The organism is Janthinobacterium sp., assembly GCF_009923995.1.
Classification (GTDB): Bacteria; Pseudomonadota; Gammaproteobacteria; order Burkholderiales; family Burkholderiaceae_D; genus Janthinobacterium.
Map to the genome: position 1 here is coordinate 36,628 of NZ_RFSK01000041.1, position 19,672 is coordinate 56,299.

21 protein-coding genes are annotated in these 19,672 nt (G+C 65.6%); 15 read left to right on the top strand and 6 right to left on the bottom strand.

The features are described from left to right. Positions 1-140 precede the first annotated feature (140 nt). Positions 141-1,481, top strand: a complete 1,341-nt coding sequence (locus tag EBS11_RS19130) for a PHB depolymerase family esterase (protein WP_290605364.1) — start codon at positions 141-143, stop codon at positions 1,479-1,481. On the opposite strand, the gene EBS11_RS19135 is transcribed toward EBS11_RS19130, so the two are convergent. Continuing rightward, entirely contained in the window at positions 1,465-2,382 is a 918-nt protein-coding gene (locus EBS11_RS19135; RefSeq protein WP_290605366.1) for a LysR family transcriptional regulator, read from the bottom strand. The genes EBS11_RS19130 and EBS11_RS19135 overlap by 17 nt on opposite strands. A 94-nt stretch (positions 2,383-2,476) precedes the next feature. On the opposite strand from EBS11_RS19135, the gene EBS11_RS19140 reads away from it, so the two are divergent. From EBS11_RS19140 to EBS11_RS19165, 6 genes are all read left to right on the top strand, one after another. Then, complete coding sequence (locus EBS11_RS19140; RefSeq protein WP_290605368.1) at positions 2,477-3,874, top strand: MFS transporter; 1,398 nt, start codon at positions 2,477-2,479, stop codon at positions 3,872-3,874. A 266-nt stretch (positions 3,875-4,140) separates the two neighbouring features. After that, positions 4,141-4,956: a hypothetical protein gene (locus EBS11_RS19145; protein ID WP_290605370.1), complete on the top strand. Its 816-nt coding sequence runs from the start codon at positions 4,141-4,143 to the stop codon at positions 4,954-4,956. Between the two features lie 555 nt (positions 4,957-5,511). Next, positions 5,512-5,976: a hypothetical protein gene (locus EBS11_RS19150; protein ID WP_290605372.1), complete on the top strand. Its 465-nt coding sequence runs from the start codon at positions 5,512-5,514 to the stop codon at positions 5,974-5,976. Positions 5,977-6,290: 314 nt separating this feature from the next. Further along, positions 6,291-6,638 (top strand): lysozyme inhibitor LprI family protein, encoded by a 348-nt coding sequence (locus EBS11_RS19155; RefSeq protein ID WP_365955754.1) that lies wholly within the window; start codon positions 6,291-6,293, stop codon positions 6,636-6,638. Positions 6,639-7,052: 414 nt separating this feature from the next. Next, positions 7,053-7,454: a hypothetical protein gene (locus EBS11_RS19160; RefSeq protein ID WP_290605376.1), complete on the top strand. Its 402-nt coding sequence runs from the start codon at positions 7,053-7,055 to the stop codon at positions 7,452-7,454. A gap of 113 nt (positions 7,455-7,567) precedes the next feature. After that, positions 7,568-8,116, top strand: coding sequence for a phospholipase D family protein (locus EBS11_RS19165; RefSeq protein WP_290605377.1), 549 nt, complete (start codon positions 7,568-7,570; stop codon positions 8,114-8,116). On the opposite strand, the gene EBS11_RS19170 is transcribed toward EBS11_RS19165, so the two are convergent. Further along, positions 8,117-8,977 (bottom strand): LysR substrate-binding domain-containing protein, encoded by an 861-nt coding sequence (locus EBS11_RS19170; protein WP_290605378.1) that lies wholly within the window; start codon positions 8,975-8,977, stop codon positions 8,117-8,119. It lies immediately after the preceding gene. Positions 8,978-9,144: 167 nt separating this feature from the next. Here EBS11_RS19170 and EBS11_RS19175 point away from each other — a divergent pair, with 167 nt between their 5' ends. Together EBS11_RS19175 and EBS11_RS19180 are read left to right on the top strand one after the other, a co-directional pair. Further along, on the top strand, positions 9,145-10,296 hold the full coding sequence (locus EBS11_RS19175; RefSeq protein ID WP_290605380.1) for an agmatine deiminase family protein: 1,152 nt from the start codon (positions 9,145-9,147) through the stop codon (positions 10,294-10,296). A gap of 14 nt (positions 10,297-10,310) precedes the next feature. Beyond that, a complete protein-coding gene (locus EBS11_RS19180) occupies positions 10,311-11,402 on the top strand; it encodes an agmatine deiminase family protein (protein ID WP_290605382.1) in 1,092 nt (363 codons plus the stop codon). A gap of 25 nt (positions 11,403-11,427) precedes the next feature. Here EBS11_RS19180 and EBS11_RS19185 read toward each other — a convergent pair whose 3' ends face one another. The 3 genes from EBS11_RS19185 to EBS11_RS19195 are packed head-to-tail and all read right to left on the bottom strand — an operon-like array spanning position 11,428 to position 13,372. Continuing rightward, positions 11,428-11,550 (bottom strand): hypothetical protein, encoded by a 123-nt coding sequence (locus EBS11_RS19185; RefSeq protein ID WP_290605384.1) that lies wholly within the window; start codon positions 11,548-11,550, stop codon positions 11,428-11,430. Next, entirely contained in the window at positions 11,547-12,359 is an 813-nt protein-coding gene (locus tag EBS11_RS19190; protein ID WP_290605386.1) for an alpha/beta hydrolase, read from the bottom strand. Before EBS11_RS19190 ends, EBS11_RS19185 begins: the two co-directional genes overlap by 4 nt. After that, positions 12,356-13,372 carry a M14 family zinc carboxypeptidase gene (locus EBS11_RS19195; RefSeq protein WP_290605388.1) on the bottom strand — a complete coding sequence of 339 codons (1,017 nt, stop codon included), beginning with the start codon at positions 13,370-13,372 and terminating at the stop codon, positions 12,356-12,358. Before EBS11_RS19195 ends, EBS11_RS19190 begins: the two co-directional genes overlap by 4 nt. 267 nt (positions 13,373-13,639) lie before the next feature. Between EBS11_RS19195 and paoA the strand changes: the two genes are divergently transcribed. The 4 genes from paoA to EBS11_RS19215 all read left to right on the top strand — a co-directional run bounded on the left by paoA (position 13,640) and on the right by EBS11_RS19215 (position 18,267). Continuing rightward, the gene (gene paoA / locus EBS11_RS19200) at positions 13,640-14,296 is read left to right on the top strand and encodes an aldehyde dehydrogenase iron-sulfur subunit PaoA (RefSeq protein WP_290605390.1); all 657 of its coding nucleotides are present in this window, start codon (positions 13,640-13,642) and stop codon (positions 14,294-14,296) included. Continuing rightward, the gene (locus EBS11_RS19205; RefSeq protein WP_290605392.1) at positions 14,293-15,252 is read left to right on the top strand and encodes a xanthine dehydrogenase family protein subunit M; all 960 of its coding nucleotides are present in this window, start codon (positions 14,293-14,295) and stop codon (positions 15,250-15,252) included. Before paoA ends, EBS11_RS19205 begins: the two co-directional genes overlap by 4 nt. 4 nt (positions 15,253-15,256) lie before the next feature. Further along, a complete protein-coding gene (gene paoC / locus EBS11_RS19210; RefSeq protein ID WP_290605394.1) occupies positions 15,257-17,470 on the top strand; it encodes an aldehyde oxidoreductase molybdenum-binding subunit PaoC in 2,214 nt (737 codons plus the stop codon). 77 nt (positions 17,471-17,547) lie between these two features. Further along, positions 17,548-18,267: an SIMPL domain-containing protein gene (locus EBS11_RS19215; RefSeq protein WP_290605395.1), complete on the top strand. Its 720-nt coding sequence runs from the start codon at positions 17,548-17,550 to the stop codon at positions 18,265-18,267. Positions 18,268-18,309: 42 nt separating this feature from the next. On the opposite strand, the gene EBS11_RS19220 is transcribed toward EBS11_RS19215, so the two are convergent. Further along, positions 18,310-18,801 (bottom strand): hypothetical protein, encoded by a 492-nt coding sequence (locus EBS11_RS19220; protein ID WP_290605396.1) that lies wholly within the window; start codon positions 18,799-18,801, stop codon positions 18,310-18,312. Between the two features lie 127 nt (positions 18,802-18,928). Here EBS11_RS19220 and EBS11_RS19225 point away from each other — a divergent pair, with 127 nt between their 5' ends. Beyond that, positions 18,929-19,447 carry a sigma-70 family RNA polymerase sigma factor gene (locus EBS11_RS19225; RefSeq protein WP_290605398.1) on the top strand — a complete coding sequence of 173 codons (519 nt, stop codon included), beginning with the start codon at positions 18,929-18,931 and terminating at the stop codon, positions 19,445-19,447. Next, positions 19,444-19,632, top strand: a complete 189-nt coding sequence (locus EBS11_RS19230) for a FecR/PupR family sigma factor regulator (protein WP_290605400.1) — start codon at positions 19,444-19,446, stop codon at positions 19,630-19,632. Before EBS11_RS19225 ends, EBS11_RS19230 begins: the two co-directional genes overlap by 4 nt. Positions 19,633-19,672: the final 40 nt, after the last annotated feature.

Below are 19,672 nucleotides of genomic sequence, written 5' to 3' on the forward strand. Positions count from 1 at the left end.
GGCGAGGGCCGGACGGCCAGGGGTGCGCGGCGGCGGCCAGGCAGCATGGTAAGGTGTGCCAGGACAGAAAAACTTAATTTTTGGAAACTTCAGGCCGCGCAGCCAGCGCGCAGGCCCGGACCACACAGGGGGACATCCGCATGCCATCGCGCCGACATTTCCTGGCCGCCAGCACCAGCACCCTGATGACGCTGGGCGTGCCCGCGCTGGGGCAGGACGGGACGGCGCGCATGCGCCAGGTCACGGCCATCACGCAAGTCTTCGGCGACGGCATCCGCCTGACGGCCGCCGCCGTGGAATACACTGCGGACATCGACGGCACGGCATTGCAGGGCGCGGCATTCGAGGTGGCGGGCCGCCGCATCACGCAGGCCTATGCCAGCACGGCGGCCGATCCGGCGCAGCGGGCGCGGGCGGGGCGCTTCGTCATCCTGGCCCTGTCGCCCGACGACGCGGATGCCATCCTGGCCGAGCACGTCCAGCCGCAGCGCGGCGCGGACCCGCAGGCGGCCGGCGCCGGCGGTCCCGGGCCGCTGGGCGGGCCGCCCGTGGGCGGTTCGGACACGCTGTACCGCAGCGCCAGCGTGCAGGTGGCCCAGGTGGCTCCCATCCTCGCCAGCGATGGCAGCACCATCTTGCCCGATGGAAAAACCCTGACCAGCAGCGCCGTCGTGAACCTCGTCGTGGACGACTTCAGGCAGCTTGAATTCCACGACCCCGCCACCGGCGACACGCTGCGCTACAACCTCTTCATCCCGCGCGACTACGAAGCGGGCAAGGCGTGCCCGCTGGTGCTGTTCATGCATGACGCGGGCGCCACCAGCGAGATCACGCGCACCACCTTGCTGCAGGGGCGCGGCGCCGTCGTCTGGGCTAGCCCGGAAGAGCAGGCAAAGCGCCCGTGCTTCGTGCTGGCGCCCCAGTATGCGGCCCTGGTCGCGAACGACAATTCCGAGACCACCAGCATGCTCGACACCACCGTGCACCTGGTCCAGGCGCTGGCCCGGCAATACGGGCTCGACACGCGGCGCCTGTATGCGACGGGGCAGTCGGGCGGCTGCATGCTGGCCATCGCCATGAATATCCGCTATCCGGAGCTGTTTGCCGCCTCCTACCTCGTCGCCGGGCAGTGGGACCCGGCGCTGGTCAAGCCGCTGGCGCGCAAGAAACTGTGGATACTCGTGGCGCAGGACGACGCCAAGGCGTATCCGGGACAGAACGCCATCACGGCCGTGCTGGAGCAGGCAGGGGCGCGGGTCGGCCGCGCCGTCTGGGATGGCACGTGGACGCAGGCCCAGTTCCGCGCCGCCTACGAGCGCCTGCACGCGGACGCGAACCAGATCAATTACGTGGCGCTGCGCAAGGGCACGGTGATACCCGCGGGCCAGTCGGCGGCCGGTGCCAGCGGGCACCGCAATACCTGGCGCATCGCCTACGACATCGCGCCCATCCGCGAATGGCTGTTCAAGCAGCGGGCCTGACGGGGCCCGGCGGCCGGTAGCGCAAGGCGTCGAGCAGCACGGTAAACGCAGGCGACGGGTGGCGCCGGCTGGGGTAGTACAGCTGGTAGCCCGCATAGGCGGGGCACCAGTCGTCCAGTACGCGCACGAGGCGGCCATCGGCCAGGCAGGGCAGCACCACGTCTTCCGGCATGCACGCCAGGCCCAGGCCGTCGAGGGCCGAGTGCAGGCGCAGGGCCATGTTGTTGACGATCAATTGCCCCTCGACCCGCACCTTCAGCGCGTGCCCGTCCTTGGCAAATTCCCACGCGAACAAGCCGCCCAGCGTGGGCAGGCGCATGTTGATGCAGTTGTGCGACGTCAAGTCCTGCGGCGTGGCGGGCGGCGCGTGGCGGGCAAAATACGCGGGCGAGGCGACGATGGCCATGCGGAAGTCCGGGCCGATGGGCATGGCGATCATGTCCTTGGCTACCTGCTCGCCCAGGCGCACGCCCGCGTCGCAGCGGGCCGCCACGATGTCCGTCATGCCATTGTCGACGACGACTTCGACGTGGATGTCCGGGTAGTCGGGCAGCAGGCGGGCGATGGCCGGCTGCAGCACGGTAAGCGCGGAATGCTCACCCGCGCTGATGCGGATGTTGCCGGCCGGCTTGTCGCGCCGTTCGCTGAGCAGGGCCAGTGCCGTCTCGATCTCGTCGAAACGGGGCGCCACCGTGCGCAGCAGCTGTTCGCCCGCCTCCGTGGGCGAGACGCTGCGCGTGGTGCGCACCAGCAGGCGCAGGTCCAGCCGCTCTTCCAGCGCGCGCACGGTCTGGCTCAGGGCCGACTGCGACACGCCCAGCTTGGCTGCCGCCCGGGTAAAGCTGCCTTCGCGGGCCACGGCCACGAAGGCGAGGATGTCATTGAAGTTGGTCTGTGCCATGCGCACCGGCCTTTCTGATTCATTAGTGGTACTAATAAGTTCATGCGGACTTTAGCATCTATTCACCGTAATGCATACGCCTTACAGTGGCGGCATGAAAAATCTTCCTGCTACCGGGGCCGCGCCGCACAAGGCGGCCATCCTCGCCATCATCCTCGCCAGCTACGTGATGATCGTGCTCGATACATCCATCGTGCTGACGGGCTTGCCCAGGATCCAGTCCGAGCTGGGCTTTTCGGACACGGGCCTGGCCTGGGTGCAAAGCGCCTACACCCTGACCTTCGGCGGCTTGCTGCTGCTGGCCGCGCGCGCGGGCGACACCTTCGGACGGCGCCGCCTGCTGCAGTGGGGTCTGGCGCTGTTCACCCTGGCCTCGCTGGCCATCGGCGTGGCTCGCTCGCCCGCCATGCTGATCGCCGCGCGCGCCATCCAGGGCGCCGGTGCGGCCATCCTGGCGCCATCGACCCTGGCCTTGCTGCAAACCACATTCACGGACGCGCGCGAACGCACGCGCGCCATCGCCCTGTACAGCGCCACGGCCGGCATCGCCGCCAGCGTGGGGATGGTGCTGGGCGGCGTGCTGGCCGAATGGCTGTCGTGGCGCGTGGGCTTCTTCATCAACCTGCCCATCGGCGTAGCCATGCTGGTGGCCGCGCGCCGTTTCATTGCGGAAAGTGATCGCAGCCAGGGCCGCTTCGACGTGGCGGGCGCGGCCGCGTCCACCCTTGGCATGTCGGCCCTCGTGTATGGCCTGATCCGCTCGGCCGGCGCCGGCTGGGGCGATGCCCTCACGCAAGGCGCGCTGGCGGCGGGCGTGCTGCTGCTGGCCGCTTTCCTCGTCATCGAACGCCGTGCCGCCCAGCCCATCATGCCGCTGCGCCTGTTTGCCGATGCGCAGCGCAATGCCGCGTACGGGGCCAGGCTGCTGTTCCTCGGCGCCATGATCGGCTTTTTCTTTTTCACCACGCAATTCCTGCAACGGGTGCTGCACTATCCGCCATCGCTGACGGGACTGGCCTTCCTGCCCATGACCTTGCTCAACTTCGGCGTGGCCCTGTGCGTGCCGCGCCTGACCCGCCGTTGGGGCAATGCGCGCCTGCTGGCCTGCGGCCTGCTCACCACCTTGCTGGGCATGGCATGGCTCAGCCGGGTTGACGTGGGCACGGCCTACTGGCTGGGCGTGGCCTTGCCCATGCTGCTGATCGGGGCGGGGCAGGGCATGACCCTCAGTCCGCTGACGGCGGCCGGCGTGGCGGGCGTGCCCGCGCAGGATGCGGGTGCCGCCTCGGGCATCGTCAACGTGGCGCATCAGCTGGGCAATTCGCTGGGACTGGCCAGCCTGGTGGCCATTTCCGCCTTCGGCGCGCGCCACCTGGCGGGCGCGGCCCTGCTGGCGCACCGGGTCACGGTCGCCCTGGGCGGTGCGGCCGCCATGCTGGCGCTGGCCCTGCTGCTGGTGCTGTGCGCCAGGACGGAAGGCAAGGTGGCTTGAGGCCAGGCGGCCTTCGCCATCGACTGCGACTATCTGGCCTGTCATATGACTGGCTGGCTCCGATAGCCGGAAAGCAACTGTGACGGCAATTTCATCGGGCTGTCCAAGGCACCGCATCGGTAAGGTGGCAAAGTCCGGCGGGTGTGGCAAGCGGCCGGCTTGCCAACGCGCCCGGATACAGGGAAATACAGGGCGATACAGGGGCAGAGGAGGCTATAATCTGGGCACGTTGACAAGTGTTGCTCAACGTCATTACGAGGCCGTCCATGCATAAACTGATTTCCGAACTCACCCGCCTGTACCTGTTCGAGGAACAGCAGCAATACGTCGATGGGGACGGCGGCGCACAGGCGCTGACGCCGGCCGTGCTGGCGCGCCACCTGGCGGGCGAGCAGACGGTAGCGGTGCAACTCGTGACCGGGAGCGGCCTGGCGCGCGCGCTGGTGCTGGAATTCGGCGGCAAGGGCGGCGGCGAGGCGCACTGGAGCGCGCTGTGCACGATCGCCAATGCCGTGCAGCACGAGCTGGACTTGCCCGCGCCCGCCGTCAGCATCTCGGGCACGGCGTTCCAGCTGTGGCTGTCGCTGGCCACGCCCGTGCCCGCCGCCCAGGCGCGCCAGTTCGTGCAGCTGCTGCGCGCCACCTTCTTGCCCGCCTCGACCGACATCCTCGCCGTGGCGCCGCCCGCCTACGTGGAGCAGGTGGCGCTGCCGCCGTGCCTGCAGCCGTCGGGCAAGTGGGCCGCCTTCATCCACCCCAGCATGGGCGCCGCCTTCGTCGACGAACCGGGCCTGGACATGCCGCCCCCGCCGGCAGCCCAGCTGGGCTTCCTGGAAAGCTTGCGCAGCATCAACCCGGCCCAGTTCGCGCAGGCGCTGGCGAAGCTGCAGGGACATGCGGGGCTGGCCGGCGCCGCGCCGGAGCCGATCTCCGCCGCCCCCGTTGCCGTGCCAGCCCTATTGCCGGCGTCGGCATCCAGCGCCGCGCCTGGCCTGCTGCTGCAGGATGCCACCCTGGAAGACATCGTACGCTGGCTGCATGCGCGCAACATCGAACCGACGTTCCGGCACCGGCTGCCGTAGCCACGGCATGGCTGGCCTGATATGAATAAACAATAAAGCGGCGTAAAAAATAACAAGGCTGGATGCCGTGATATTGGCGGACATTCTTTCGGGAGCGCTTGCAATGGGCCAGTAGCAGATATTCAGCAGAACCAAGCTTCAGCCACTATAAGATAAAGCAGAATGCGATTGGCAGCACATTACTATGTAGAATTCGAGACTTTAGGGGGAAATCCTACTCAATTGGAGTTCAGGTCCCTTAGCGAGGATGATGTTTTGACGTTCTCGATTGTCAATCTGAAGCCTGAATCGAACCTTTTTGTCGCGTGCCTCGGCGATGGCATCGACTATGGCAATCTTATAATTGACGTAGATGCACAGGGTCGAGCTACGGTAATCGCACACGAGCATCGAGGGTTCTTTGTGGATGGATTGACCGTCGAGACCGCAATAAATACACTGAAGTACTGGTTGCCGCTGCAGGTGAGAACACCTGACATCCAGTGGATGGACCAATGATTCATCACTAAATTTAGGTGGCATTCGGCCCAGAGCGGACGATGGGGTGACTTGTCAATGGCGGAAAAACTGAGAATTGATGTAGTGAAAGAGCAGAACGCTACGTATCAGTGGATTGCAGTCCGAGACTGTCAAGCGTTTCTTTGGGCGATGTACGTGGCCTATAAAGGCTTAGCGTTCGCTTCTTTTGAAGGGAAGCTTTTGTCTTTGCGTCTGCATGAAATTCCAGGAGCAAGTAATTGCGCGATGGCCCCGCTTACGCGGGAAACAGATGCTCCCACCTTCGATTATTGGCTTGTTCCCATCAACGAGGAAACGATCAACGCGCTGAAGGCAAGGCTTTCGCATTCCGGGACACTAGGGAAAGACGGTGTGATCGTGCACACTCAGTTGGCCACAGAAGAACAACTAATTTTCAGCGCTTGCGATAACTTCGATAAAGATTGCATTCGTGTCTCGACAAGTATCCCGCAGTCACTGTTGGATGAGTTACTGCATACAGGCGTGTTGAAGCGCATCTAGGCGAAGGTGCCTTCGCTTAAACGATTGTGCGCTTAAGGGCGAATCCAACCTACCGATGCAGCCGCAAGATTTTAACCTTGGCAACCTGCTATGCTGGGCCGAACGGCCGGGTTCGGCCAGGAGCAGACCTCAATACGATCAACTATAAAAAGGAGCGAGTGCTCGTGGGAAATGCAGTTTTAAGCCGGTTGGCCATCTTGGGTGTTTTCTTGTGCCTTTCGCTGCCCGCCTTGACCAATGCTTTCGAACAACAAAGCGATATGGCATCGATCAAGCAGGATTATTGCTAATAAGGCAATAATCTTGAGAGTACTATCTGCATGAGCCGAGAGCTAAAAGAATCCGACACGCGTTTAAACGTCGTCTACAAGATATTGATGTCTGCGCTTACCAAGCCACAAGGGTTGCATCGCGCTCAACGTGCATGGATTGTTTTCCGCGACGCGGAGTGCAAGTTCCAGAACGCGGCGATGCATGGCGGAGGTAGTTACAACTATTCGATGGACCTGTGTTTGATGCAACTGACTGAACAGCGTATATCGGTGTTAGAAACCATTAGGCCCTGTAATGGATGCGTAGAATTCAAGGATGAGTTTTATGGAAAGGGGAAAGGATTCAGCTTACCAGATCGTAAACGCACCCCTGCTTCCGGCAAGCTGTGACAAGGAGCGAGGTTTGGTGGCTTCTTAACGTGCTTCGATTGCTACGTCTGCTTTGGGGTGTAACCTGCCAACGACGGCAACCGGCCAGAAGCAGACGTTGAGAAAAAACTAAAATTAACCTAAACCTATGCTTCCAAAGCGCACAAAATCTAAACTAGCAGCCGAACTGGGTCGCTTCGTCCACCAGTATGCCCGCAAGGCCCACAAAAATTGGGATCCTAATGACCGAAGCTATGACAGAAAGCTGGAAGAGAAAATGAAGAGGCTATCGCCAGAAGATTTGTCAGAACTGCTTTCTGGTGACGATATCGAACCAACGGCACGTTCCCCGTTACCGAAAGAGGATTAGGCCGTTTTCGGCCAGAGGCGGCCATTGCGATAGCCCGAGATTAGCACACCCAAGAAAGGATTCAGATGGCTGCCGACGTAGCTTTCGCTGAAGGACCACTCAAGTTCCAGCTTTGGTTTGTAGAAGTAGACCCGATAGATCTTGGCGTCCAGGTCCGGCTTGAAGTTGAGTATTCGAGTGGAAGCCAGAGTTTCAACTGGACTGCCGAGCACCTGTGGTTTGAGTATGACGCCCTCGTTCAATTCGAAAGTGAACTCCGTGACGGCAGCGACGCGGGACTGCATGACATGTGCGAGTACCCAATACTTCACTTCGAGCGGCATTCATCTCAGGAGTATCTAACGATCAATCCTCGTTCGAAAAGGCAGTCACAAGATGGCGACAGCATCGCAATTCGTCTGAAGATCAATGCCGGGTCAATGCTTGCGCTGCATTCAGCGCTCAACAAGTTCGGCAAATGGTGGTGACGCGATTACGTCCGCAATGGGGCGGAAGCGGACGGTCACATAGGCTCCAAGTCTGCTAGCAGGCCGATTTTTGTTCATCTACACTCGATTCTTGAAACAGGGAAATTCCAAGGATGAAGAATATCCTGCTTGCCCTTGCGCTCTGCCTGTCCGCAGGCATGCCTTCAGCGGCGCTTGCGGCCGATGCCGCGCCCGTCGTCACCATCGAGAACGCCTTTTCGCCTGATGGCGGGGCAGAGATGCTGGTGCTCAAGGTCATCGACGGTGCGGCGTCGAGCATCCGCCTGGCCGCCTATTCCTTCAGTTCACCCCAGGTGGTCGCGGCCTTGCTGCGGGCGCGGCAGCGTGGCGTGGATGTCCGGGTGCTGGCCGATACGCGGCGCAATGCGCGCAAGAACAGCCGGGCAGCGCTGGACCGGCTGGTCGCCGCGGGCATCCCCACGCGCCTGATTGCCCGCTATGCATTGCATCACGACAAGTACATCGTGGCCGATGGGGTGACGGTGCAGAACGGCAGCTTCAATTACACGGCCGATGCGGCCACGGCCAACAGCGAAAACGTGCTCGTCGTGTGGAACAGCGCGGTCCTGGCCCAATCGTACCTGGCGCATTGGGAAAACCGCTGGGCCAGCGGCGTCGACTATGTGCGCACGCCGCCGTGATCACGCCTGTTGCGCCGCCCCCTGCGCGCGCAGCCAGTCAAATACCTGCCTGACGATGGCCGAGCGGGGTTGCCCGGCCACGCCCGACAGCCACCACGTGGCGCCGGGCACGCGCGGATAGCCGGGCAGCAGGTGCAGCCGGCCGCTGGCCAGGCTGGCGTCCACGAGCAGGCGCGGCAGGCAGGCGATGCCGCGCCCGTCCAGCGCCGCGTCGAGCACGAGGCGGGCATCGTCATAGATGGCCCGCTTGCGGAAGGACGCCAGCGGACCAAGGAACAGCGGCGCCGTGGCGTCGCCCGTCAAACTTTCTTCCAGACACACCAGCTCCGCGTGCAGGTGCTGCTGCGCCTGCGGCACGCCGTCCAGCCGCGCCGCCAGTTCGCCGTTGGCGACCATCACCCATTCATCGTGCAGCAGGGGAATTTCCTGCAAGTCCGCCTGCAGGATGGGGCGCTCGCCGATGGCGATATCGACGTCGATCTCGTCGACGAAGCGGGCGCTCTCGTCCACGGACAGCAGCAGGCACAGCTCGGGCAGCTGCGCTTCCAGCGCGCGCAGGCGCGGCTGCAGCCAGCCGTGCAGCAGGGGGGCGGGACACACGAGCACCACGAGGCCCGGGTCGAGGTAGGTGGCGATGCGCCCCAGGCCGCTGCGCAGTACCGTCATCGAGCGCTGCACGCTGCGCAGCAGCACCTCACCCGCCACCGTCAGCTCCACGCCCCGTCCTGCGCGGCGGAACAGCGGCTGCTTGACCTGCTCTTCCAGCAGCTGCACCTGGTGGCTGATGGCCGACTGCGTCACGTGCAGCTCGTCGGCCGCGCGCGAGAAATTGCCGTGGCGGGCGGCCGCTTCGAAACCCATCAATAATTTCAGCGAAGGAAGGCGATGTTCTGACATATGAGAAAATTTAATGAATTAAGGTAAATCATATCATTTGTTTTCATATCTTGATCCCGCCACAATGCCGTCCATGCCAGCGCATCGGGCAACGGTGCGGGGGTACTCTGACTAACTCATCAAGGATGGATATGAATACGCGTCGATATTTCTTGCGTCATTGCATGGCGGGCGGCAGCGCGCTGGCCCTGGGCGGCTTGCTGGCCGGCTGCGGCGGCGGGGCCGAAGCGGGCGCCATCGCGCCGCCGCCCGTCAACAGCGGCGGCGGTGTCAACCCTGCCGACGGCTGGCGCATGCCCGACGAGGCCGAAGCCCACAAGGCGACGTGGATGGCGTTTGGCGCCTCGAGCGCCGTGTGGACGCGGGCGCAAGTGCCGCAGGTGCAGCTGGCGCTGGTGCGCATCGCCAACGCGATAGCCGCCTACGAACCCGTCAACATGCTGGTGCGGCCGGCGGAACTGGCCGGCGCGCGGCAATTGCTCGACGCGCGCGTGAACCTGATTCCCGCCGAGATGGATGATGTCTGGATGCGCGACACGGGCCCCGTCTTCGTGCGCAAGCCGGCTGGCGAGCGGGCCGGCGTGAAGTTCAATTTCAATGGCTGGGGCAACAAGCAGCAGTTTGGCCTTGACGGCCAGGTGGCCGACACGGTCGCCGCCCAGGCCCGCGTGCCGCTGCTGGCCACGCGCCTGGTGCTGGAAGGCGGGGCCCTGGAAGTCGATGGCAGGGGCACGGCCATCATCACGGAAAGTTGTGTGCTGAACAATAACCGCAATCCGGGCTGGAGCAAGGCCGACTGCGAAGCGGAATTGGGCCGGCTGCTGGGCATCCGCAAGGTGATCTGGTTGCCAGGCATTAAGAACAAGGACATCACGGATGCCCATACGGACTTCTATGCCCGCTTCGTGCGCCCCGGCGTGGTGGCGGCGCACCGCGAGATGGACACGGCATCGTACGATTACGCGCTGACGCGGCGCCACCTGGAGATCCTGCGCGGCGCCACCGATGCGGATGGACAGCCGCTGCAGGTGGTCGTCATCGACGGCCCCGAGAAAATTCGGCCTGGAAACAACCCGAACACCTTCGCCGCCGGCTATATCAATTACTATGCCACCAGCGGTGCCATTTTCCTGCCGGAATTCGGCGATGCGCAGGCCGACGCCAGCGCCAGGGCGCAGTATATGCAACTGTATCCGGGGCGCGCCGTGATCCAGATCAATATCGATCCCATCGCGGCCGGTGGCGGCGGCATCCATTGCACCACGCAGCAGGAAATCGCCTGAGACAGGAGGAGACCATGTTACGACGACATTTTCTTGCGGGCGGCCTGGGCCTGGCGGCCGGCGCCTCGCTGGGCCTGCCCAGCCTGCCCGCGCAGGCGGCGGGCGCGGGCTGGCGCATGCCCGACGAAGGCGAGCGCCATGCGGCCACGTGGATGGCCTTCGGCGCCAGCGACGAGGTATGGGGCAAGCGCCTGAAGGCGGGCGCGCAGGCGAATCTGGCGCGCATCGCGCAGGCGATCGCCAGCGTCGAACCCGTGCACATGCTCGTCAACGAGGAAGACTACGACGTGGCGGCGCGCCTGTGCGGCAGCAAGGTCAAGCTGGTGGTGCAGTCCGTCGACGACCTGTGGATGCGCGACACGGGCCCCGTCTTCGTCCGGCAGGCGGGCGGCGCGCTGGCTGGCGTGGACTTCAATTTCAATGGCTGGGGCGAAAAGCAGGAGCATGAGGACGATGCGCTGGTGGCCGGTTTTGTTGCCGGGCGGGCCGGCGTGGCCGTGCTGGAAAGCAGCCTGGTGCTCGAAGGGGGCGGCATCGAGGTCGATGGCCAGGGCACGGCCATCATCACGGAAAGCTGCGTGCTCAATGCCAACCGCAATCCCGGCGTCGGCAAGGCGCAATGCGAACGGGAATTGCGCCGGCTGCTGGGCATCGAGAAAGTCATCTGGCTGCCCGGCATCGCGGGCCAGGACATCACGGATGGCCACACGGACTTCTATGCCCGCTTCTGCGCGCCCGGCGTCGTCGTGGCCGGCCTGGACAGCGACCCGTCCTCGCCCGAACACGCCGTCACGCGGCGCCACCTGGACATCCTGCGCAAGGCCACGGACGCGCGCGGCCAGCCGCTGCAGGTGGTGGTCCTGCCCGGCCCCGGTTACGTCCGCCCGCGCCATGAAAACAAGGATTTCGCCGCCGGCTACATCAATTTCTATGTCTGCAACGGCGCCGTGCTGTGCCCGGAATTCGGCGACGCGGCCGCCGACCGCAACACCAAGGCCATCCTGCGCGAACACTTCCCGGGGCGCGACATCGTGCAGCTCGATATCGACGCCATCGCGGCCGGCGGCGGGGGCATCCACTGCACCACGCAGCAGCAGCCGGCGTGAGCGGGGCGGGCGCGGCCGACAGGGTTCACAGGCCGACGGTGCCCATGGCCCACGCCGCGCCGGGAAAAACCGCTTCCCGCACGCCGGCCCGCACCAGTGCGGCCAGCTGGCCGTCCGGCGCGGCGGGAAAGGGGGCGGCGGCGTTCATCTGTATGTCGAGCGCGCCTGCTGCGTGCCGCTGCCTGCCGCTGTCACGCCCAGCCAGCGCGCCACCGACTGCGCCACCCATGCCCCCTCGTCGAGCGGCAGGTCGTGGCCCGCTTCGCCGTGGATCAGGCAGTCCGCCTGCCAGGCGCGGGCCAGTTGCTGCGAGCAGCGGTGGTCCACCAGCTGGTCCTGCGCGCCGGCCATGACGAGCACGGGCATGGCGGGGCGGCTGGCGGGGGCGCGGTAGCGGGCGGCCGACAGCAGCTGGCGCAGGATGTTGCGGCGGCTGACGGGATATTGCTGCTGGAAGGCCAGCCAGCTGTCCACCAACGCCGCATTGCCCGAGCCGTGGCGGCGGCTGGTCAGGCGCAGGATCAGGGCTTCCTGGCTGCGCGCGTCGCCCAGGCACAGCTGGCGCAGCAGCGCCGCATAGTTTTGCCAGCGCAGGCGCCGGTAAAACGGGCTGTAGGGACGCATGCTGGTGTTGATCAGCACGCAGCGGGCGATTTCCTGCGGGTAGCGGTGCGCCCATTCCACGGCCACCATGCCGCCCAGCGACAGGGCCAGCAAGTGGTAGGGCGCGGCGACGCCCTGCGCCGACAGCTGCTGGCGGCACGCTTCCACCATGTCGGCCACGCGCGTGGCGCTGTCCTGCCCATGGCGCGTGCCGTTGCCGGGCAGGTCGGGCGTGAGGATGGCGGCGCCGGGCAGGGCGCGCGCCAGGGTGGCGGGGAAGGCGCCCCAGTGGCGCTGCTCGCGCATCAGGCCGCGCAGCAGGACCCAGTGTTCGCACGTATTGATCTGCGTCATGATTCATACCATAGCGCGAGGGCGCGCCGGCGCTGGGCTTTGCGCGCCAGGCCTTCCGGCACCCAGCGCCCATGGCTGCTGGCGGCGCGCATGAGGAAGTCGAACCACACCAGGTGGCGCCGCAGCACGCGCTGCAGCCGGTGCGTGGCCGTGGGATTGAAGATGCTGACCCGGTTGAACAGCTGGCGCGGGTTTTTCTTGACCCACAGCCAGGAACCCATTTCCAGGGTCAGGGGCAGGAAGACGCGCCCGCTGTAGCTGGTGCCGTTCAGGTAGAGATAGTCCCACAGGTCGCCGTGCGTGCGGTATTGCCGGCTTTGCGGCTCGAACACATAGTTGTGGTTGGGATAACTTTCGCTGAACAGCTCTTCCAGCGCGCCGATCTCGGCCAGGTGGGCGATGGGCACCTTGGTATGCGCGTGGGGAAACCACAGGCGGTCGCGCAGGCCGAAGCCGGAGTGGCAGTCGAGGGCCATGCTGAACTGGCGCGACAGCAGCTCGCGCTCGACGAGGTCGCACACGGCGGCGCTTTCCGGCTCCATCGGCGCGTCAAACGCGCCCCGGTACCAGGGCAGGCGGGGGCTGTAGCGCTGTCCGCCCAGCATGAACGGCACTTTTTCGCGCGCGCTCAGCGGCGCGTTGCGCATCAGGTCCACGCCGCGCGGATTGCTGCGCGTGGCTTGCCACATGCCGCCCGGATTGACCAGCGGCATGAAGACGAGGCGCATCGACTCGAGCTGCTGGTGCAGGGTGGCATCCCAGCGCAGGCGGGCAATGATGCTTTCCAGAAAGGACAGGAGCACTTGCGTGCCGATGCGTTCCAGCCCGTGGATGCCGCCAAAGAAGCCCAGGGCGGGCACGTCGGGGCTGGGATTGCCCAAGGTAATGGCGTACACGGGGAACTGGCGCCCATCCATGGCGATGGTGCAGGGCGTGGCCACTTCCAGATGGCTGCCGCCCTCGTCGATGAGGCGCTTCAGCATGACCAGTTCGGGCAGATTCTTTTCGATCATCAGGCGTCTGAAAGGAAGAGTAGCGGCCAGTGTAGCCGAAATCCGGGCCATGCCCGGCGTCCCGCATGACGAAATTTTGGCCGGAGGCAATGTCACGAAGCCGTTATGCTGGCCGTGTATCGTCTTACCCCCGGCCTTCTTTCTTCCCGGCGGCGCGATGTGCGGGGGAACGTACGTTCGCGTACAGACGGGGGCCTATCCCGCCGCCAGACTGGCATTTCGGGCCTGCATGCGCCCGCCCAGCCAACCGCCAGGAGGAAGCGCAAGATGAACGAATTGAATCAGGTCAATACAGGCCGGCGCGGCTTGCTGATCGCCGGCGCGCTGTCGGCCACGGCCGTGGCAGTGCCCCGTGTGGCGGGGGCGGCGCAGGCCGTTACGTCGGCCGCCGAGGCGGGCCAGGCGCCGCCCGTGTTGATGAACGTCAACCTGGACATCAACGGCCAGCGCCGCAGCCTGGAACTCGATACGCGCACCACCTTGCTCGACGCCCTGCGCGAACACCTGCACCTGACGGGCACCAAAAAAGGCTGCGACCACGGCCAGTGCGGCGCCTGCACCGTCCTGCTGGACGGCCAGCGCATCAATGCCTGCCTGACCCTGGCCGTGATGCATGACGGCGCCAAAGTCACCACCATCGAGGGCCTGGGCACGCCGGACCAGCTGCATCCCCTGCAGGCGGCTTTCATCGCGCATGACGGCTACCAGTGCGGCTATTGCACCCCGGGGCAGATCTGTTCGGCCGTCGGCGCGCTGGGCGAGATCCGCCAGGGCATCCCCAGCCATGTCAGCGCGGACCTGGGCGCGCCGCCGCAGGCGACGCCGGACGAGTTGCGCGAACGCATGAGCGGCAATCTGTGCCGCTGCGGCGCCTATTCCAACATCATCGACGCCATCACCGAGGTGGCGGGGAGGCCGGCATGAGGGTATTCAGCTACCAGAAGGCGGCCACGCCCGCCGCCGCCGCGGCTGCCGCCTTGCACACGCCGGGCGCCAAATTCATCGCCGGCGGCACGAATCTGCTTGACCTGATGAAGCTGGAAATCGAGACGCCCGCCCATCTGATCGATGTCAATGGCCTGGCGCTCGATACCGTGGAAGCGACAAAGGACGGCGGCTTGCGCATCGGCGCCCTCGTGCGCAACACGACGCTGGCGGCCCATCCCGCCGTGCGGCGCGATTATGCCGTGCTGTCGCGCGCCCTGCTGGCGGGTGCCTCGGCGCAATTGCGCAACAAGGCGACGACGGCCGGCAACCTGCTGCAGCGCACGCGCTGCCCGTATTTCTATGACACGAACCAGGCCTGCAACAAGCGCGTGCCGGGCAGCGGCTGCTCCGCCATCGCCGGTTTCAGCCGGCCGCTGGCCATCCTCGGCGGCAGCGACGCCTGCATCGCCACGCACCCCAGCGACATGGCCGTGGCCATGCGCGTGCTCGACGCGGGCATCGACACGGTGCGGGCCGACGGCGGCACGCGGCGCATCCCCATCGCCGATTTCTACCGCTTGCCGGGCAACACGCCCCACGTGGAAACCGTGCTGCAGCCCGGTGAACTGATCACCAGCGTCACCTTGCCCCGCCCCGTGGCCGGCATGCACGTCTACCGCAAGGTGCGCGACCGCGCTTCGTACGCGTTCGCGCTCGTCTCCGTGGCGGCGATTATCTTGCCTGACGGCACGGGACGGCTGGCCTTGGGCGGCGTCGCGCCGCAGCCGTGGAGAGTTGTCGCGGCCGAGCAATCGATGCCCGCCGGCGCCGCCGCCGTGAGCGCCCGCCTGCTGGCCGGCGCCCATCCCACGGCGGACAACGCCTTCAAAGCCATCCTCGCGCAGCGCACGATCGCCGCCGTGATGGCTGACGCCGCTGCGCAGAAAGGCTAGGGCCATGAAATTTTCCACACCCGCCACCACCAATCCCATCGACCAGCTGAAAGTCGTGGGCCGGCCCACGGACCGCATCGACGGCCCCCTGAAAACTACGGGCACGGCCCCCTACGCCTATGAGCAGCACGCGGCCGCACCGCATGCCGCCTACGGCTATGTCGTCGGCGCGGCCATTGCCAAGGGGCGCATCGCCGCCCTCGACACCAGCGCGGCGCGGCGCGCGCCGGGCGTGCTGGCCGTCGTCACGGCCGAATCGGCCGGCAAGCTGGGCAAGGGCAAGATGAACACTGCGCATCTGCTGGCGGGACCGGACATCGAACATTACCACCAGGCCATCGCCCTGGTGGTGGCGGACACCTTCGAACAAGCCCGCTCCGCCGCGCAGCTGCTCGACGTGAGCTATGTGGAGCAGCCGGGTGCGTTCGACCTGGCCAAGGCGAAAGGCGGCGCCGTCAAGCCCAAGGACGACCAGTCCGACAGCAAGACGGGCGACTTTGCCGGCGCCTATGCCAACGCGCCCGTGCGCCTCGATGCCAGCTATACGACGCCAGACCAGTCGCATGCCATGATGGAGCCGCACGCCTCGATCGCGGCCTGGGACGGCGACAAGGTGACGGTGTGGACGGCGAACCAGATGGTGGACTGGGGCCGGGGCGACCTGGCGCGCACCCTTGGCGTGCCGAAAGACAAGGTGCGCATCGTCTCGCCCTACATCGGCGGCGGCTTCGGCGGCAAGCTGTTCGTGCGCGCGGAAGCCTTGCTGGCCGCCCTGGGCGCGCGCGCGGCGCAGCGCCCCGTCAAGGTGGCCCTGACGCGGCCCTTGATGTTCAACAATACGACGCACCGGCCCGCCACCATCCAGCGCCTGCGCATCGGCGCCACGCGCGACGGCAAGATCACGGCCATCGGCCATGAATCGTGGTCCGGCGACTTGAAAGGCGGCAAGCCGGAAACGGCCGTGATGCAGACGCGCCTGCTGTACGCGGGCGCCAACCGCATGACGGCCATGCGCCTGGCCGTGCTGGACTTGCCGGAAGGCAATGCCATGCGCGCGCCGGGCGAGGCGCCGGGCCTGATGGCGCTGGAAATCGCCATGGACGAGATGGCGGACAAGCTGAAGATGGACCCCGTCGTCTTCCGCATCCTCAACGACACGAAGGTGGACCCGGAAAAACCGGGCAGGCCGTTTTCCCAGCGCCGCCTGATCGACTGCCTGCGCACGGGCGCCGTGGCCTTCGGCTGGAAGGCGCGCCAGTCGCAGCCGGGCATGCGGCGCGACGGCCGCTGGCTCGTGGGCATGGGCGTGGCGGCCGCCTTCCGCAACAACCTGGTGATGAAATCCGCCGCCCGCGTGCGCCTGGACGGCAATGGCATCGTCACCGTGGAGACGGACATGACGGACATCGGCACGGGCAGCTACACCATCATTGCCCAGACGGCGGCAGAAATGCTGGGTTTGCCCTTGAGCAAGGTGGTCGTGCGCCTGGGCGATTCGGACTTTCCCGTCTCGGCCGGTTCGGGCGGGCAGTGGGGCGGCAACAGCGCCACGGCGGGCGTGTACGCGGCCTGCGTGCGCCTGCGCCAGGCCATCGCCGCCAAGCTCGACTTCGACGAGAAAGAGGTGCGCTTTGCCGACGGGCAGGTCAGCCAGGGCGAACGCAGCGTGCCGCTGGCGGCGGCTGCCTTCCATGGCGATATCGTCGCGCAAGACCACATGGAATACGGCGACCTCGACAAGAAATTCCAGCAATCCACGTTTGGCGCGCATTTCGTGGAAGTGGGCGTGGACAGCGACACGGGCGAAGTGCGCGTGCGCCGCATGCTGGCCGTGTGCGCGGCGGGCCGCATCCTCAACCCGAAAGCGGCCCGCAGCCAGGTCATCGGCGCCATGACCATGGGCGTGGGCGCGGCCCTGATGGAAGAACTGGTGGTCGACCAGCGCCGCGGCTTTTTCGTCAACCACGACCTGGCCGGCTACGAAGTGCCCGTGCATGCGGATATCCCGCACCAGGACGTCATCTTCCTCGACGAGACGGACCCCATGTCCTCGCCCATGAAGGCCAAGGGCGTGGGCGAGCTGGGCATCTGCGGCGTGGCGGCCGCCATCGCGAATGCCGTCTACAACGCGACGGGGGTGCGGGTGCGCGAGTATCCGCTGACCCTGGACAAGCTGCTGGCGGACTTGCCGCCATCGCCGGGCGCCGTCCCCGCATAGCGCGGTGGCCAGGTTCTTGGGGTTTTGTGTCACGACTGCTATATTGTCGAAACTTTAATCGACTCTGTGGGAGTGGCATGAAACGCAAACTGTTGCTGGTGGCGGGATTTTTCACTGTGCAGCTGGCCGCCCAGGCCTCGTCCCTGCCTGACTATCCCTTCATTTTCCAGACGGGGACGGCCCAGGTGGAAGTGTCGCCGGACACGGCCGTCATGGACATCACCGTTGCCAGCCGGGGCGCCGATGCGGCAAAAACCTTGGGCGTGGTCAATGCCGGCGTCGCCGAAGTGTTCCAGTTGCTGGGCAAGGCGAAAATTGCGCAGGCCGATACCCAGGCGTCGGAAATCATGCGCACGCTCGATTATTCCAACAGGGAAAAACGCGATGCGCCACCCACCTATGTCATCAACCGCAACCTGCGCGTGTGGGTGCGGGATCTGGCGGCATGGTCGCCGCTGGTGTCGGAACTGGCCGCCATGAAGAACATTACCCGGCTCGATACGGATTTCAGGACCAGCGCCTACGACACGCTCGTTGCCGACCTGGAATTGAAGGCCGCCAGGGATGCGGAGACGAAGGCGGCGCGCATCGCCAAGTCGTTCAACCGGAAGATCGCGTCCGTCATGGCCATTTCGGAAGTGCCGTTCCAGTCGCTGGAGCGCGCGATGATACGTTCCAGCAATGAAGGTTTCGCGCCGCCGCCCTTTATTCCGCCCACCGAGCCTGCCTCGGCCGTCCGCGCGCCGGCCAGCATCGCGCTGGAAAAGAGTGTGAATGTCTTGTTCAAGCTGGAATAAGTGCAGCTGGCGGCGCGGCATGTCATTGCGCGCCTGGGGCCGCTAAACAAGCGCTTTCCAGGCGAGAACTTCCGCGTCCGTGAGGGCCGGCCCCCAGCCTGCGCGCAGTGACGCATCGTGTTGTCGATATTGCTCCAGCTCCGGCACGGCCACGCCATGTTGCCCGCAGATGCGCAAGACCGCTTCCAGCTGGCGCCTGCTTGCCGGCAAAGCATCGCCATACCAGGTCGATGCGCTCGTTTCCAGCACGTGTTGCACCAGCTGCATCAGGGTGTCGAGCAGATGTCCGGGGATGGCCTGGCATGCGTCTTCCGGCCACGGGTCGCCCATGCCCGTAATGGGCAGGCAGGCGAAGCCTTGCTGCCAGGCGGCAAAATCGCCGGGCCCGAGCTGCGCCACTTTCCAGACGTGATCGGCGAACGCGGACAGGGCCGGATGGCCGATGTCATGGCGCCGGCAAAAGCGCTGCAAACAGCTTGCGGCGATGCACTGACGTGCAATCACGGAGAGGGCGTCTATCGGGAGACTGGACATGGAGCGGCAGTGCTTTCAAAAGGATAGGGCGTTGTTCGCGCAGGACAACCATAGCAAAATTGCGCGACATCCTCCAGTCCCTGCAATATAATGAGAATCATTATCATTCATATTGCCGGATCGTTCCTTGCCTGCCTTGCCTTTTCCCTCGAATGACACCACCCTGGCCGCCAGCCTGTTCACGGGCCACCAGGGCTGGCTGCTGCAGCGCCTGCTGTTGCGCTTGCGTAACCGGGCGGAAGCGGAGGATGTGGCATCGGAAACCTTTGTGCGCGTGCTGCATGCGGGGCGCCTGGCTGCCATCCGCGAGCCGCGCGCCTACCTGACGACGGTGGCGAAAAGCATCTTGCTGCAGCAGTGGCGGCGGCGCGATATCGAGCAGGCGTATATCGAGACCCTGGCCCAGCTGCCGGACGCCGTGCAGCCGTCGCCGGAAGAGCGCGCCGTGCTGCTCGAAGCGCTGGAGCGCCTGTCGCGCGCGCTCGATACCCTGTCCGTCAAGGCGCGCCGCGCCTTCCTGATGAGCCAGCTCGACGGCCTCACGTATGCGCAGATCGCCGATGCACTGGGCGTGTCGGCCAGCATGGTGCGCCAGTACATGGCGCAAGGCTTGCGCTGCTGCCTGGCCGCCGCGGACGCGGCATGAGTATTTCACCTGCCGTCCAGGATGCCGCCATCGGCTGGCTGGTCGAGCTCAGTTCGGGCGAGGCCGATGCGGGCCAGCACCAGGCGTTTGCGCGCTGGCTGGCGGCCGATGCGCGCCATGCGGCCGCGTGGCGCACCCTGGGGCAAGCCGTGGAACGCCGAAATCGTCCATCTGCTGGCGCGTGACGACGCTGATCGCATGCGGCGTTTCGCGCGGCGACAGCAC

What these genes read in the sequence shown, in the direction of transcription:
- EBS11_RS19230 (WP_290605400.1), top strand. Translation starts at nt 19,444, where the DNA reads ATGAGTATTTCACCTGCCGTCCAGGATGCCGCCATCGGCTGGCTGGTC.
- EBS11_RS19165 (WP_290605377.1), top strand. Translation starts at nt 7,568, where the DNA reads ATGAAGAATATCCTGCTTGCCCTTGCGCTCTGCCTGTCCGCAGGCATG.
- EBS11_RS19170 (WP_290605378.1), bottom strand. Translation starts at nt 8,977, where the DNA reads ATGGGTTTCGAAGCGGCCGCCCGCCACGGCAATTTCTCGCGCGCGGCC.
- EBS11_RS19190 (WP_290605386.1), bottom strand. Translation starts at nt 12,359, where the DNA reads ATGACGCAGATCAATACGTGCGAACACTGGGTCCTGCTGCGCGGCCTG.
- EBS11_RS19150 (WP_290605372.1), top strand. Translation starts at nt 5,512, where the DNA reads ATGGCGGAAAAACTGAGAATTGATGTAGTGAAAGAGCAGAACGCTACG.
- EBS11_RS19140 (WP_290605368.1), top strand. Translation starts at nt 2,477, where the DNA reads ATGAAAAATCTTCCTGCTACCGGGGCCGCGCCGCACAAGGCGGCCATC.
- EBS11_RS19185 (WP_290605384.1), bottom strand. Translation starts at nt 11,550, where the DNA reads ATGAACGCCGCCGCCCCCTTTCCCGCCGCGCCGGACGGCCAGCTGGCC.
- EBS11_RS19215 (WP_290605395.1), top strand. Translation starts at nt 17,548, where the DNA reads ATGAAACGCAAACTGTTGCTGGTGGCGGGATTTTTCACTGTGCAGCTG.
- EBS11_RS19220 (WP_290605396.1), bottom strand. Translation starts at nt 18,801, where the DNA reads ATGTCCAGTCTCCCGATAGACGCCCTCTCCGTGATTGCACGTCAGTGC.
- EBS11_RS19180 (WP_290605382.1), top strand. Translation starts at nt 10,311, where the DNA reads ATGTTACGACGACATTTTCTTGCGGGCGGCCTGGGCCTGGCGGCCGGC.
- EBS11_RS19135 (WP_290605366.1), bottom strand. Translation starts at nt 2,382, where the DNA reads ATGGCACAGACCAACTTCAATGACATCCTCGCCTTCGTGGCCGTGGCC.
- EBS11_RS19175 (WP_290605380.1), top strand. Translation starts at nt 9,145, where the DNA reads ATGAATACGCGTCGATATTTCTTGCGTCATTGCATGGCGGGCGGCAGC.
- EBS11_RS19130 (WP_290605364.1), top strand. Translation starts at nt 141, where the DNA reads ATGCCATCGCGCCGACATTTCCTGGCCGCCAGCACCAGCACCCTGATG.
- paoA (WP_290605390.1), top strand. Translation starts at nt 13,640, where the DNA reads ATGAACGAATTGAATCAGGTCAATACAGGCCGGCGCGGCTTGCTGATC.
- EBS11_RS19160 (WP_290605376.1), top strand. Translation starts at nt 7,053, where the DNA reads ATGGCTGCCGACGTAGCTTTCGCTGAAGGACCACTCAAGTTCCAGCTT.
- paoC (WP_290605394.1), top strand. Translation starts at nt 15,257, where the DNA reads ATGAAATTTTCCACACCCGCCACCACCAATCCCATCGACCAGCTGAAA.
- EBS11_RS19145 (WP_290605370.1), top strand. Translation starts at nt 4,141, where the DNA reads ATGCATAAACTGATTTCCGAACTCACCCGCCTGTACCTGTTCGAGGAA.
- EBS11_RS19205 (WP_290605392.1), top strand. Translation starts at nt 14,293, where the DNA reads ATGAGGGTATTCAGCTACCAGAAGGCGGCCACGCCCGCCGCCGCCGCG.
- EBS11_RS19195 (WP_290605388.1), bottom strand. Translation starts at nt 13,372, where the DNA reads ATGATCGAAAAGAATCTGCCCGAACTGGTCATGCTGAAGCGCCTCATC.